A 12,961-nucleotide genomic window follows, 5' to 3' on the forward strand; every position below is an offset into this window, starting at 1 on the left:
TATACTATGAAAATATCAGGGGCAGAAGCCGTTATAAGATGTTTATTAGCAGAAGGTGTAGACTTGGTTTATGGTTATCCGGGAGGAGCAATCATGCCGGTTTATGACGAATTATATAAATTTCAAGATCAGTTACACCATGTATTAGTACGCCACGAACAAGGCGCAACACATGCAGCTCAAGGGTATGCAAGAGCTACAGGAAAAGTAGGTGTGGCAATTGCAACTTCAGGACCAGGTGCAACTAATTTAGTTACAGGAATTGCAGATGCTCAAATCGATTCAACTCCGTTAGTTTGTATTACAGGACAAGTTGGAAGACATTTATTAGGATCTGATGCTTTTCAGGAAACAGATATTATCGGAATTTCAACTCCGGTTACAAAATGGAATTTTCAGGTAACTGAAGCTTCTCAAATTCCAGAAATTATTGCAAAAGCATTTTATATTGCTCGTTCTGGACGTCCAGGGCCTGTATTAATTGATATTACTAAAAACGCACAGTTTGATGAGTTTGATTTTAGTTATGAAAAATGTACCGGAATTAGAAGTTATGTTCCAGTTCCAAAATTAAAATTAGATAAAGTTGCCGAAGCTGCAGCTTTAATTAATAGTGCGCAAAAACCACTTATCGTTTTTGGTCAGGGAATTATTTTAGGTCAAGCCGAAGCTGAATTTAAAGCTTTTGTAGAAAAATCTGGAATTCCTGCAGCTTGGACAATTTTAGGACTATCAGCATTACCAACAGATCATCCGTTGAATGTGGGAATGTTGGGAATGCACGGAAATTACGCTCCAAATTTATTGACAAACGAATGCGATGTTTTAATTGCTTTCGGAATGCGTTTTGACGACCGTGTGACTGGTAATTTAAAGACATATGCAAAACAAGCAAAAGTAATTCACTTTGAAATTGATCCAGCAGAGATTGATAAAAACGTGAAAACAGAAGTTGCAGTTTTAGGAGACGTAAAAGAATCTTTAGCAGCTTTACTTCCTTTAGTTGATGCAAAATCTCATGAGTTGTGGTTCAACCAATTTAGAGAATTAAGAAATATTGAATTTGAATCTGTAATAAAAGAAGAATTAAATCCAACGAATGGCAAAGGAATTTCAATGGGAGAAACTATTGAAATGATCAATAAACATTCAAATGGAGATGCAATTATCGTTTCAGATGTTGGGCAGCACCAGATGTTTGCTTGCCGTTATGCCAAATTTAATTCGACTAAAAGTAATATTACTTCAGGAGGTTTAGGAACTATGGGATTTGCTCTGCCTGCTGCGATTGGGGCAAAAATGGGAAAACCAGAACGTGAAGTAGTTGCGATTATTGGTGATGGAGGTTTCCAGATGACAATTCAAGAGCTTGGAACAATTTTTCAAACCAAAGTTCCTGTGAAAATTGTGATTTTAAACAATGAATTCTTAGGAATGGTACGTCAATGGCAGGAATTGTTCTTTGATAACAGATATGCTTCAACAAAAATGATTAATCCAAATTTCATTGCAATTGCCGAAGGATATTATATCAAATCTAAAAAAGTTACACAAAGAGAAGATTTAGATGCAGCGGTCGCTGAGATGCTGGCTTCAAAAGATTCTTACTTCTTAGAAGTTATGGTGGAAAAAGAAAATAACGTTTTTCCAATGATTCCAACAGGAGCTTGTGTTTCAGAAATTAGATTAAGTTAAGAAAAGGTTTCAAGTTTTAAGTTTCAGGTTTCACTCCCGATAGCTATCGGGAGTGAAACCTGAAACCTGAAACAAAATAAACTAAAAAACAAATGGAAGATAAAACATTTACCATATCGGTATACTCAGAAAATAACGTGGGTTTATTAAATAGAATATCTGGAATATTCTTAAAGCGTCACATTAATATATTAAGTCTAAATGTTTCTGAATCAGAAATAGAGAATGTTTCTAGATTTATCATTGTAGTAAACACTACAGAAAAATGGGTTCAGAATATTGTTGGACAAATTGAAAAACAAATTGAAGTTATAAAAGCATTTTATCACACAGATGAAGAAACTATTTATCTAGAAAATGCATTATTTAAAATCGCTTCTAATTTGTTGTTCGATGAAAAACAAATTCAAAATATAATCAAAGACAGCCAGTCTACGATTGTAACAGTTTCAAGAGATTTCTTTGTGATTTCAAAATCTGGAAGACGTTCAGAAATTGAAGAATTGTACGAAAAATTCAAACCGTACGGAATTATGCAGTTTGTACGTTCAGGAAGAATTTCGGTTTCTAAAGAAAAAATGGAAATCTCTTCATTATTAGAATCTTATAAATAAAAAACAATTTAGTTACTATAACATTATCATTAAACATTAAAACAAAAATGGCAAATTATTTCAATACATTACCACTTAGATTACAGTTAGAACAATTAGGAGTTTGCGAATTTATGGAGCAGTCTGAGTTTGCAGACGGTATTGCAGCATTAGCAGGAAAAAAAGTTGTAATTGTAGGCTGTGGAGCACAAGGTTTGAATCAAGGATTAAATATGAGAGATTCTGGTTTAGATATTTCTTATGCATTACGTGCAGATGCAATAGCTGAAAAAAGAGCTTCTTATAAAAATGCAACTGAAAATGGTTTCACTGTAGGAACTTATGAAGAGTTGATTCCAACTGCAGATTTAGTTTGTAACCTTACACCAGACAAACAACATACAGCTGTGGTAAATGCTATTATGCCATTAATGAAAAAAGATTCTACGCTAGCTTATTCTCACGGATTCAACATTGTAGAAGAAGGAATGCAGATTCGTAAAGATATCACTGTTATTATGTGTGCTCCTAAATGTCCTGGTTCTGAGGTTCGTGAAGAGTACAAAAGAGGTTTTGGTGTGCCAACACTTATTGCAGTTCACCCAGAAAACGATCCAAACGGATTTGGTTTAGATCAGGCAAAAGCTTACGCAGTTGCAACTGGAGGACACAGAGCTGGAGTTTTAAGATCATCTTTCGTAGCTGAAGTAAAATCAGATTTAATGGGTGAGCAGACAATTCTTTGTGGTTTATTGCAGACAGGATCTATTTTATGTTTTGATAAAATGGTTGAAAAAGGAATCGATGCAGCATACGCTTCTAAATTAATTCAATACGGATGGGAAACTATCACTGAGGCTTTAAAACACGGCGGTATCACAAATATGATGGATCGTTTAAATAATCCTTCTAAAATTGAAGCTTATGAATTAGCTGAAGAATTAAAAGACATTATGCGTCCATTATTCCAAAAACACCAAGACGATATTATTTCTGGAGAATTCTCAAGAACTATGATGATTGACTGGGCTAATGACGATGTGAATTTATTAAAATGGAGAGCTGCAACAGGAGAAACTAACTTCGAAAAAACAGCTCCGCAAGAAGCTCCAATTTCTGAGCAAGAATATTTTGATAATGGAGTATTGATGATTGCAATGGTAAAAGCTGGTGTTGAGTTAGCTTTTGAAACAATGACTGAAGCAGGTATCATCGAAGAATCTGCTTACTATGAGTCATTACACGAATTACCATTAATTGCAAATACAATTGCAAGAAAGAAATTATTCGAAATGAACCGTGTAATTTCTGATACTGCAGAATACGGTTGTTACTTATTTGATCATGCATGTAAGCCTTTATTGACTGAATTCATGAAAAAAGTGGATACTAATATTATTGGTAAACCATTTTCAACTTCAAATGGAGTAGACAATGCAGTATTAATCGCTGTAAACAAAGAAATCCGCCAGCATCCTATCGAAGAAGTTGGAGCATGGTTGAGAGAGTCTATGACAGCTATGAAAAAAATTGGATAATTAAAAATTTGGGAATTCCCGCAAAATTGGATTTTGCGGGTTTTGCACTGTATCAATGATTTGTAATATTTTGAATTAGTAAGCACTTATTAAAGAAAAAAGATATAGATGCATATTGCATTCACTTAACTTCTGTGAGAGTAGTTAAGTGAAGCTGATCCCTTATAATGGGGTATATTTGATAAAATATACTTGTTGAATTTCTGTTTTAATTAATAATGATGCTGCTATTTTCAAAATAGAGAAAAGTATGGTAAGGCATTTAAGAAATTAATTGTTATTGAAATTTGTTAAATTAAAAAAGGCATAATATCTATTTATTATGCCTTTTTTGCCCTTTCTATTTTGGTTTAAAAGTAAAATTTTATATCATATGCAAATAATTGTAATATTTTATTAAAGAAATGTTTTTTTTTGATAAAATTTATGAATTAAATTGTTTCTAGAATACATTCAGATTTAATACATTTATAAAAAAATTCAACAAACGATGAGCTATTACAAAATTGAAAATTTAGAACAATATTTTAAACATTACAATAAGTCAATAAGGGAGCCAAGAAAATTTTGGGGAAAAATAGCTGAGGAGAATTTCACATGGTACCAACAATGGGAAAAAGTAGTTGATTTTAATATGGCTGATGCTGAAGTAAAATGGTTTACAGAAGCTAAAGTTAACATTACCAAAAACTGTATCGATAGACATTTAAGCAAAAGGGGAGATAAAACGGCTATTATTTTTGAGCCAAACGATCCTTCTGAAGATGCTTTACATATAACGTATAACGAATTATACGAAAGAGTTTCAAAAATGGCAAACGTTCTTCGCGAGCAGGGTGTTCGAAAAGGAGATAGAGTTTGTATTTATTTGCCAATGATTCCAGAATTAGCCGTTGCTGTATTGGCTTGTGCTAGAATTGGAGCGATACATTCTGTTGTTTTTGCTGGATTTTCTGCATCTGCAGTATCTGCAAGAATTAACGACTGCGAATGTAAAATGGTTATCACATCTGATGGAGGTTATAGAGGTAACAAAACAATTGACTTAAAGGGAATTGTTGACGAAGCTTTAGAAACTTGTCCATCTGTAGAAAAAGTTTTAGTGGCAAAAAGAACTAAAACTGATGTAAAAATGAAAGAAGGCCGTGATATCTGGTTACAGCCATTATTAGATGCAGCTCTAGATAATAGTGTTGCCGAAATTATGGATGCAGAAGATCCTTTGTTTATTTTATATACTTCGGGATCAACAGGTAAACCAAAAGGAATGGTTCACACTACTGCTGGTTACATGGTTTATACAGCGTATACTTTTAAAAATGTTTTCAGCCACGAAGAAAATGATATTTTCTGGTGTACAGCAGATATAGGCTGGATCACAGGACATTCTTATATATTATACGGACCATTATTAAATGGAGGTACGACTGTACTTTTTGAAGGTGTTCCTTCCTACCCTGATTTCAGCCGTTTTTGGGAAATTATCGAAAAACATAAAATTACACAATTCTATACAGCACCAACAGCAATTCGTTCGTTAGCAAAAGAAAGCCTAGATTATATTCAAAAATATCCTCTAAAATCTCTTAAAGTTATTGGATCTGTTGGAGAACCAATTAACGAGGAAGCTTGGCACTGGTTCAATGACCATGTTGGAGATAAAAGATGTCCAGTTGTAGATACATGGTGGCAGACAGAAACTGGAGGAATCATGATTTCACCGATTGCGTTTGTTACACCTACAAAACCTACTTATGCAACTTTACCATTACCAGGAATTCAGCCCGTTTTGATGGATGAGAAACGTAATGAGATTGAAGGAAACCAAGTAGTGGGAAGCTTATGTATTAAATTCCCGTGGCCTGGAATTGCAAGAACAATCTGGAACAATCACGAACGTTACAAAGAAACTTATTTCTCTGCTTTTCCTGGAAAATATTTTACAGGAGACGGAGCAGGAACAGCACCAATTGAAGACGCAATCAACGAACACCCTGCAGTTGCAGAATCTGCTATTGTTGGATTCCCTCATGATATTAAAGGAAATGCTTTGTATGGTTACGTTATTCTAAAAGAAACTGGAGAAGTTAGAAATAAAGAGAATTTGTCTAAAGAAATCAATCAATATATTGCAGATCATATTGGACCAATTGCTAAATTAGATAAAATTCAGTTTGTATCTGGTTTGCCAAAAACACGTTCAGGAAAAATCATGCGTAGAATTTTACGTAAAATAGCTGAAGGAGATTTTTCTAATTTTGGAGATACTTCAACTTTATTAAATCCAGAAGTTGTAGAACAAATTATGAAAGAAAGAATTTCTTAAGTAAAAACTATAGAAAAATAAAAAATGCCTCTTAAATTTAAGAGGCATTTTTTTATATTTTAATCTAAAAGAAAAATGGCTTAATAATTTGTCGGACTTAGCGAAGTCGAACTCCGTTTGCAGAATCACTTTGTGGGACTTCGACTTCGCTAAGTCTGACAATCACATTATTTTCTTTTATAAAAATTAAAAAAAAGAAATTTTATTTTTATTTAATTCCTAAACGAGATTTTAACTTCAAAAATAATAGACCAATTCTATAAGCATCTTCAGAAGAAGAATTTCGATCGCTTTTTGGAATTTTATAAATTTCGCACAAATCGTCAAGCGAAAACTGTTTGTCATTTATATCAGTTAGTTTTCTGTACATCACGTCAACATCAAGAGCTTCATTTTTTAATCTTCCGCAATCCAGACGTTCTAAAGCTGCATTGAGCATTTCCACATCAAAATTAATATGATGTCCGACCAAAACTGAATTTCCGATAAAATTTACAAAAGCTTCAAGTGCATCTGGTTCAGGCATTTTCATCATTTTGCTTTCAATGATAAATTCATTTGAAAGACCATTATCTTGAAGATATTTGTATTGAAGTAAAACAGTTTCAAAACTTTCTTTAATAACAATACTATCATCAATAACTGAGAACGCACCAAGAGACAATATAACATCTCTATCCGGATTTAACCCTGATGTTTCTGTTGATAAAACAACAAACTTATTAGGTTTAGTTTCGAATTTAGTTAAATAATCTTTCCAGAATTCTGGATAGTCTTTATTAATATTTTTCAGCCAGTCTAGCATATTTTATGAGAATTGTGTCAATTGAAATTTACTCTTAATCAGTTCCTCCAGGTCTTTCATTGGGGTTAAAGCATTTTTTAATTTCTCTTTGTCAGTTTTTGACATTTCTCTTAAATTAATATATTGGCCAGAGTCGTCATTTTTTAATCCTTCAACAGTTCTAAATTTCGAAAGCGTTAAGAAAGCATCTGCACAGCTTAAATAAATTTCTGCATTTTTAGAATCTGTTATCGCTAATTGCTTGAATCTTAAGTAAGTATTTTGAATTCCTTTAATATTAGCATTTAATATCAATAAACGCGCACCATCAATTAATGGCATTAAAGCACGTGTTTTTATATCAAATTTACCTTTATGCGGACCTTCTTCTTCAACAATAAATTTCTTAAAGAAGCTTAAAGGAGAATTTCTTTTTAAGGCATCATTTCCTAAAAAGTCAAAAAACAAAGTATTGTTGACAGCATTTTTGAAAATAACATTTTCAATAGCTTCTTCAATTTTTGGTTCACCAAAAACAATTTCATAATCAAAGAAAATACTGCTCAAATCATTACTGTTTTCACCTGGAGTATTCATCCAGCTGTTGTACTGTTTTGTCCAGTCACTCAATGACTTACACCAAAGCATGTTGCTTCCCATATGTCCATTAGGGCAATATTCGTAACCTACTTTTTCAAGTATAGAAGTTGTTCTTTTTGCTAATCTCAAGAAATAATCTTTTACTTCTCTGTATTTTTCAGGTGTAACATCTTCAAAAATTAAAATACTGTCTTGGTCTGTAAGTAACAGTTGTTCTTTACGTCCTTGACTTCCAATACTTAACCAAGCAAAACGTGCAGGAGGGGAGCCTAAATCTAAAATAGAAAGCTCAACAGCGCGTTTAATGATTGCCAGATTAATTTCGCTCGCAATATTACTCACATGCGAAATTGGAATATTTTTTTGAATTGAATTTTGAATCAAATCAGATAAACGATCACGTATTTGTTTTAAATCTTTCGGAAGTTGCGAACGTTTAATTTCTTTAATTAAAACACCAGGGTTACTGGCTTGAGCCACAATAAGATCGTGTTCAGAAATAATTCCTTTTACAACAGATTTGCTTGTTCCGTCTTTTGTAACGCATAGGTGTGTCACATTATGTTTCAGCATTAACAATTGCGCCTCTGCCAATGAAACATTTTCTAAAACCGTAACAACCGGCGATGACATAATTTTGTCAATAGTTTCAGTAATAGGATAACGTCCTGTTGCAATCTTCGAAGATAAATCGGCATTGGTAACAATACCAATAGGGTGATTTTTTTCGCAGATTATAATATTATCGACCATCGAATCGGTCATTAAAATCGCAACATCTTTAATAATATGATTAGATTGCGTTGTTAACGGCGAATTATTGTAGTTAAGTGACTGAATATATTGCATTTCCGATTGCTGATCTAAGAAATCAGTATCAGAAATCAGTTTACCGTTTGAGCTCACGCTGTCTTTTGTATGTCTTGAATTTACAGCAAAACTTTCTAATAAAAAGTTTAAAACGTCTGAGTTATTAGCAACAAAAGGTCTAAACACAGCGATTGGAATAGCGTATATAATACTTTCTTCACGTGCTTTAGCGGTCATCATGTAATTATTTTTGGCAAAAAACGGACGTAAACCAAAAATATCTCCTTCGTGACATTTATTTATAATTGTTTCTTCAGCGTCTGCAATAGTCGTAAGATTAATTACACCAGAAGCTACAACATAAAAACTATCATGAAGCGGATCGTTATTTTGAAACAAAACCGCATGTTTTTCTAAATTAATGACACGAATATTCGTAGCAATATCTGATAATTCCTGAAAAGTTAAATTATCAAATGGTTTGTATTCTTTTAAAAAATCTGCAATATGCTCAGCGACTGTATTCATATGTTTGATAATTTATTTTTAAAGTATCGAATGTAAAAATAATAAAATAAAGTCTTACAATGAAAGCATCTTGATGAGAATATAAGGAATATTAAGAAAATGTTAAACATTACTGATTTAAAGGCTTAAAAATGGTTTTTTAAAGTTAAGATTTGGCTATTTATTTTTTTAAAGAGTTTAAATTTATCATTTTGCGTTTAAACTAAATTTAGAAATAAATATTTTTAGAGGAGTACCCAGAGACGTTTGTAAACGGTTATATAAAAAAGATTAAAGTAGCATGAGCAGCGGTTTTTAAAATATTCTATTTTACATAATATAAATTATAGTTCAAATTGAAATAACTCTGAGAGAAGAGCTATTCATATAATTTATTCAAAACAACGTCTTTAGGAACCAAATCTCCGCCACCACGTTTTGTGAATTGTAAAACTCCTTCATTCGTAATTAAAACTGCGCTTGCAGAAATTCCATCTTTATCTTTAAGTTTGATTTGAGCTCTGTCGCCAAGCGGATAAACATATCCGGAAACTTCTAAAACTCCAGAATTTAATTCTTTATGTTCACTTGTAACTTCTGCAGTTCCAAAAATCGCATAATTAGATTGTGCGATTGTAATTGTGAAAATATATTCTTTTTTACAGTTTTTACAATTTTCATTGCTCCAGGTTCCAGAAAATCTATTATGCTGTGAATATGACTTTAGAGAAATTAAAATTGCCAGAAAAAGAAATTTTTTCATTGTAGATTGTTGTATAAAAATTTGAACCAAATATAAAACAAAAAAAGCATCATGAATCATGATGCTTTTTCTAAGTTTAATAAAAACTATAATTTTTTCAAATAAACTGATTTTCCATTTAATGAAACGTCAATTTGATTTGTTTTTTCATTGAAAGTTGTTCTCAAAGCATTTCCGTTAAAAATTGTAACGTCGCCGTATACGTGGCCAGCTTCATTTGAAACATAATCAAAAACTACTTTTTTATTACCAGGCTCAATTCCTAATTTGTAGCTTGAAAATTTTGTGCCTCTCAAGTCAAAATCCTGCTGTGTATCAATAACATTTCCATCTGCATAAAAATTTGTTACAGATTTACTTAAAGTTATATCAGGATAATACTGATTTACTTTTTTTAAGAGTTCGTACTGGGCAACACTGGCTTCTTCTTGTTTTGATGTGATAGTTTGAGCAAAAGAAAGAGATGTAAATAAAATGGTTAATAGTAAAATGTACTTTTTCATATTTTTTAAATTAATGATTAATAAATAGTTACGCCAAAATATTTGGCAATAACTGTAATTTATTGTTATAAACTTCTTGAAGTTATACTACAAGGTATGAAATCTTTACCTTTGCACGAAATTAAAAGCCTTTTTTTAAGAAAATGACAACAAAAAAATATATTCAGCTGATCCTCATTTTAGGTTCACTTACAGCCTTAGGTCCCTTTTCTATTGATATGTATCTGCCTGGTTTCTCTGGAATTGCAAAAGATTTAAATACAACTGTAGCAAAAGTTTCGATGAGTTTATCGAGTTATTTCATCGGTATTTCCGCTGGACAATTGCTTTATGGACCATTATTGGATCGTTTTGGACGAAAAAAACCGCTCTTCATCGGTCTACTTGTTTACATTTTGGCTTCTTTAGGCTGTATTTATGTTGCTGATATTGATTCTTTTATCTTACTTCGTTTTGTACAGGCAATTGGAAGTTGTGCTGCAACTGTAGCTTCTGTTGCAATGGTTCGAGATTTGTTTCCTGTAAAGGATATTCCAAAAGTATTTTCACTTTTAATGCTTGTTGTCGGGCTTTCGCCAATGCTGGCGCCTACAATTGGCGGTTACGTTACAGAAGATTTAGGCTGGCACGCCGTATTCTTTATATTAATGTGTATGGGAATTGTAATTTTAGCGGCGTCTCAAATTGGGCTTCCAAACACTTATAAACCAGACACTTCAATTTCATTAAAACCAAAACCGATTATTACTAATTTCTTAGCCGTTTTAAAAGAACCTCAATTTTATACGTATGCTTTCACTGGAGCAATAGCTTTCTCAGGATTATTTTCTTATGTAGCAGCATCTCCTATCGTATTTATGGATATTTATAAGGTTGACGCCAAAACTTACGGTTGGATTTTTGCTTTAATGTCTGTCAGTTTTATTGGTTCTAGTCAATTGAATTCTATGTTGTTAAAAAGATTTTCTAGTGGACAAATGATTTTTGGAGCATTAATTTCTCAATCAGTAATTAGTATTATATTCTTGATTTTAGCTTTAAATGACCTGTTAGGATTATACCAAACTATCGGAATGTTGTTTTTATTTTTGGCTTGTTTGGGAATTTCAAATCCGAATACAGCTGGATTAACGCTTGCTCCTTTTGCTAAAAATACAGGAAGTGCATCTGCTTTAATGGGAGCTATTCAGTTGGGATTAGGTGCGTTAGCATCATTTGCAATTGGTGTTTTCGTAAAAGATTCTGTAACTCCAATGGTTGCCATTATGGCAACTACAACTATAACAGCATTTATTATTTTAAATATTGGGAAACGATTTATAAAAAATAAAGTAGAACTTTCGGATAGCGATGATGTTATGATTGCTCATTAAAACTTGTAAATTTTCAATTTTTTAAATTCCAAATTCCAACTTATAAAAAAGCAGAATCTAAAAATATAGATTCTGCTTTTTTTTGATTCCTATCTTGGAATTTGGAATTTAAAAAATTGGAATTTAAAGTTTTGGAATTTAAAAATTCTAACTTTGCTGTCTTTTTTCTGGTCGAATAATCATTCTAAGAGATTGATCTTTTGCGAAATAAGCAACCATCCAATTCCAGAATGTATTTAATCTGTTTCGGTAAGTAATCAAAGAAATCAAGTGAATAAACAGCCAGATAACCCAAGCAAAAAATCCTTTAAAATGCCATTTTGGACTTGGTAAATCTACTACAGCTTTGTTTTTTCCAATGATTGCCATTGAACCTTTGTCTTTATACATAAATGGAGTCAAAGGTTTATTTTTAACCATAGCTTTAAAGTTTTTAGCTAGATTAAGTCCTTGTTGAATAGCAACTTGCGCAACCTGTGGGTGTCCGTCAGGGAAATTTTTATCTCCAGCAGTAATTGCTGTATCACCAATCGCATAGACATTTTCTAATCCGTTTACTTTATTGTATTGGTCAGTCGCCATACGTCTTCCGCGGCCATAACTTTCTTTCGGAATTCCTTCGAAAATTTTAGCAGAAACTCCAGCGGCCCAGATTAAGTTTTTAGTTTTAATCGTTTCTCCACCTTCAAAAAATACAGTATCATCTACATAATCAACAACTTTAGTGTTTAGTTTTACCACAACTCCTAATTTTGTCAACGCCTCTAAAGTATCTTTTTGAGATTCTTTACTCATTGGAGACAGTAAAGCATCTCCTCCATCAACTAAATAAACATTACTTGCAGATGTATCTAATTCTGGATATTCTTTTAAAAGTATATTTTTTCGCATTTCTGCAAACATTCCAGAAACCTCCACTCCTGTTGGTCCTCCTCCGGCAACTACAATGGTCAATAATTTGCGTCTTTTGCGCATATCTTTACAGATAGCAGCCTTTTCTAGGTTTTTAAGCAATGCGTTACGCATTTCGATGGCATCATTTAATGTCTTCATCGGAATGGCATTTTTCATTACGTTTTCCATGCCAAAGTAGCTGGTTTCGGCTCCAGTTGCAAAAACCAAATGATCGTATGTCAATTCTCCATTGTTCAGCACGATTTTCTTTTCTGCTGGGACAACAGATAATAATTCACCTAAACGAAACTGCAGGTTTTTTTTACCTGCAAAAAACTTTCTAAAAGGATAACTGATGCTTGATGGCTCCAAAAAAGCCGTAGCAACTTGATATATAAGTGGTGGGAAAAAGTTATAATTATTCTTGTCTACAAGTGTTACTTGTATTTGAGGATGGTCTACAAGTTCTTTTGCCAGATTGATTCCTGCAAATCCACCTCCAATAATGACTATTTTCATATATGTTGTTAATTTAAGTAGGATTATAAAATAATTCCTTATAAATGTACAACTTT

10 protein-coding genes are annotated in these 12,961 nt (G+C 32.5%); 5 read left to right on the forward strand and 5 right to left on the reverse strand.

Annotation, left to right across the window (positions count from 1 at the left end):
* Nucleotides 1–6 precede the first annotated feature (6 nt).
* The 4 genes from ilvB (at nucleotide 7) to acs (ending at nucleotide 6,152) form a co-directional block, all read left to right on the forward strand.
* Nucleotides 7–1,695, forward strand: coding sequence for a biosynthetic-type acetolactate synthase large subunit (gene ilvB / locus QMG60_RS16080; protein WP_281865636.1), 1,689 nt, complete (start codon nucleotides 7–9; stop codon nucleotides 1,693–1,695).
* Nucleotides 1,696–1,787: 92 nt separating this feature from the next.
* Nucleotides 1,788–2,309 carry an acetolactate synthase small subunit gene (gene ilvN, locus QMG60_RS16085; protein WP_057117994.1) on the forward strand — a complete coding sequence of 174 codons (522 nt, stop codon included), beginning with the start codon at nucleotides 1,788–1,790 and terminating at the stop codon, nucleotides 2,307–2,309.
* Nucleotides 2,310–2,356: 47 nt separating this feature from the next.
* The gene (ilvC, locus tag QMG60_RS16090; protein WP_281865637.1) at nucleotides 2,357–3,826 is read left to right on the forward strand and encodes a ketol-acid reductoisomerase; all 1,470 of its coding nucleotides are present in this window, start codon (nucleotides 2,357–2,359) and stop codon (nucleotides 3,824–3,826) included.
* Between the two features lie 490 nt (nucleotides 3,827–4,316).
* On the forward strand, nucleotides 4,317–6,152 hold the full coding sequence (acs, locus tag QMG60_RS16095; protein WP_281865638.1) for an acetate--CoA ligase: 1,836 nt from the start codon (nucleotides 4,317–4,319) through the stop codon (nucleotides 6,150–6,152).
* A gap of 208 nt (nucleotides 6,153–6,360) precedes the next feature.
* On the opposite strand, the gene QMG60_RS16100 is transcribed toward acs, so the two are convergent.
* From QMG60_RS16100 to QMG60_RS16115, 4 genes are all read right to left on the reverse strand, one after another.
* Entirely contained in the window at nucleotides 6,361–6,957 is a 597-nt protein-coding gene (locus QMG60_RS16100) for a 3'-5' exonuclease (RefSeq protein ID WP_134141297.1), read from the reverse strand.
* Between the two features lie 3 nt (nucleotides 6,958–6,960).
* Nucleotides 6,961–8,874 (reverse strand): DUF294 nucleotidyltransferase-like domain-containing protein, encoded by a 1,914-nt coding sequence (locus QMG60_RS16105; RefSeq protein ID WP_057117990.1) that lies wholly within the window; start codon nucleotides 8,872–8,874, stop codon nucleotides 6,961–6,963.
* A gap of 358 nt (nucleotides 8,875–9,232) precedes the next feature.
* Complete coding sequence (locus QMG60_RS16110) at nucleotides 9,233–9,616, reverse strand: hypothetical protein (RefSeq protein WP_281865639.1); 384 nt, start codon at nucleotides 9,614–9,616, stop codon at nucleotides 9,233–9,235.
* Nucleotides 9,617–9,702: 86 nt separating this feature from the next.
* Complete coding sequence (locus QMG60_RS16115; RefSeq protein WP_057117978.1) at nucleotides 9,703–10,119, reverse strand: hypothetical protein; 417 nt, start codon at nucleotides 10,117–10,119, stop codon at nucleotides 9,703–9,705.
* 143 nt (nucleotides 10,120–10,262) lie between these two features.
* Between QMG60_RS16115 and QMG60_RS16120 the strand changes: the two genes are divergently transcribed.
* Nucleotides 10,263–11,492: a multidrug effflux MFS transporter gene (locus tag QMG60_RS16120; protein WP_281865640.1), complete on the forward strand. Its 1,230-nt coding sequence runs from the start codon at nucleotides 10,263–10,265 to the stop codon at nucleotides 11,490–11,492.
* Between the two features lie 147 nt (nucleotides 11,493–11,639).
* Here QMG60_RS16120 and QMG60_RS16125 read toward each other — a convergent pair whose 3' ends face one another.
* On the reverse strand, nucleotides 11,640–12,905 hold the full coding sequence (locus QMG60_RS16125) for an NAD(P)/FAD-dependent oxidoreductase (RefSeq protein ID WP_057117976.1): 1,266 nt from the start codon (nucleotides 12,903–12,905) through the stop codon (nucleotides 11,640–11,642).
* Between the last annotated feature and the right edge of the window lie 56 nt (nucleotides 12,906–12,961).

Origin of the sequence: Flavobacterium sp. GSB-24, assembly GCF_027924665.1 — a bacterium.
Classification (GTDB): Bacteria; Bacteroidota; Bacteroidia; order Flavobacteriales; family Flavobacteriaceae; genus Flavobacterium.

Excerpts from the sequence above, each read along its gene's own strand:
- ilvB (WP_281865636.1), top strand. The coding sequence starts at position 7 with ATGAAAATATCAGGGGCAGAAGCCGTTATAAGATGTTTATTAGCAGAA.
- ilvN (WP_057117994.1), top strand. The coding sequence starts at position 1,788 with ATGGAAGATAAAACATTTACCATATCGGTATACTCAGAAAATAACGTG.
- ilvC (WP_281865637.1), top strand. The coding sequence starts at position 2,357 with ATGGCAAATTATTTCAATACATTACCACTTAGATTACAGTTAGAACAA.
- acs (WP_281865638.1), top strand. The coding sequence starts at position 4,317 with ATGAGCTATTACAAAATTGAAAATTTAGAACAATATTTTAAACATTAC.
- QMG60_RS16100 (WP_134141297.1), bottom strand. The coding sequence starts at position 6,957 with ATGCTAGACTGGCTGAAAAATATTAATAAAGACTATCCAGAATTCTGG.
- QMG60_RS16105 (WP_057117990.1), bottom strand. The coding sequence starts at position 8,874 with ATGAATACAGTCGCTGAGCATATTGCAGATTTTTTAAAAGAATACAAA.
- QMG60_RS16110 (WP_281865639.1), bottom strand. The coding sequence starts at position 9,616 with ATGAAAAAATTTCTTTTTCTGGCAATTTTAATTTCTCTAAAGTCATAT.
- QMG60_RS16115 (WP_057117978.1), bottom strand. The coding sequence starts at position 10,119 with ATGAAAAAGTACATTTTACTATTAACCATTTTATTTACATCTCTTTCT.
- QMG60_RS16120 (WP_281865640.1), top strand. The coding sequence starts at position 10,263 with ATGACAACAAAAAAATATATTCAGCTGATCCTCATTTTAGGTTCACTT.
- QMG60_RS16125 (WP_057117976.1), bottom strand. The coding sequence starts at position 12,905 with ATGAAAATAGTCATTATTGGAGGTGGATTTGCAGGAATCAATCTGGCA.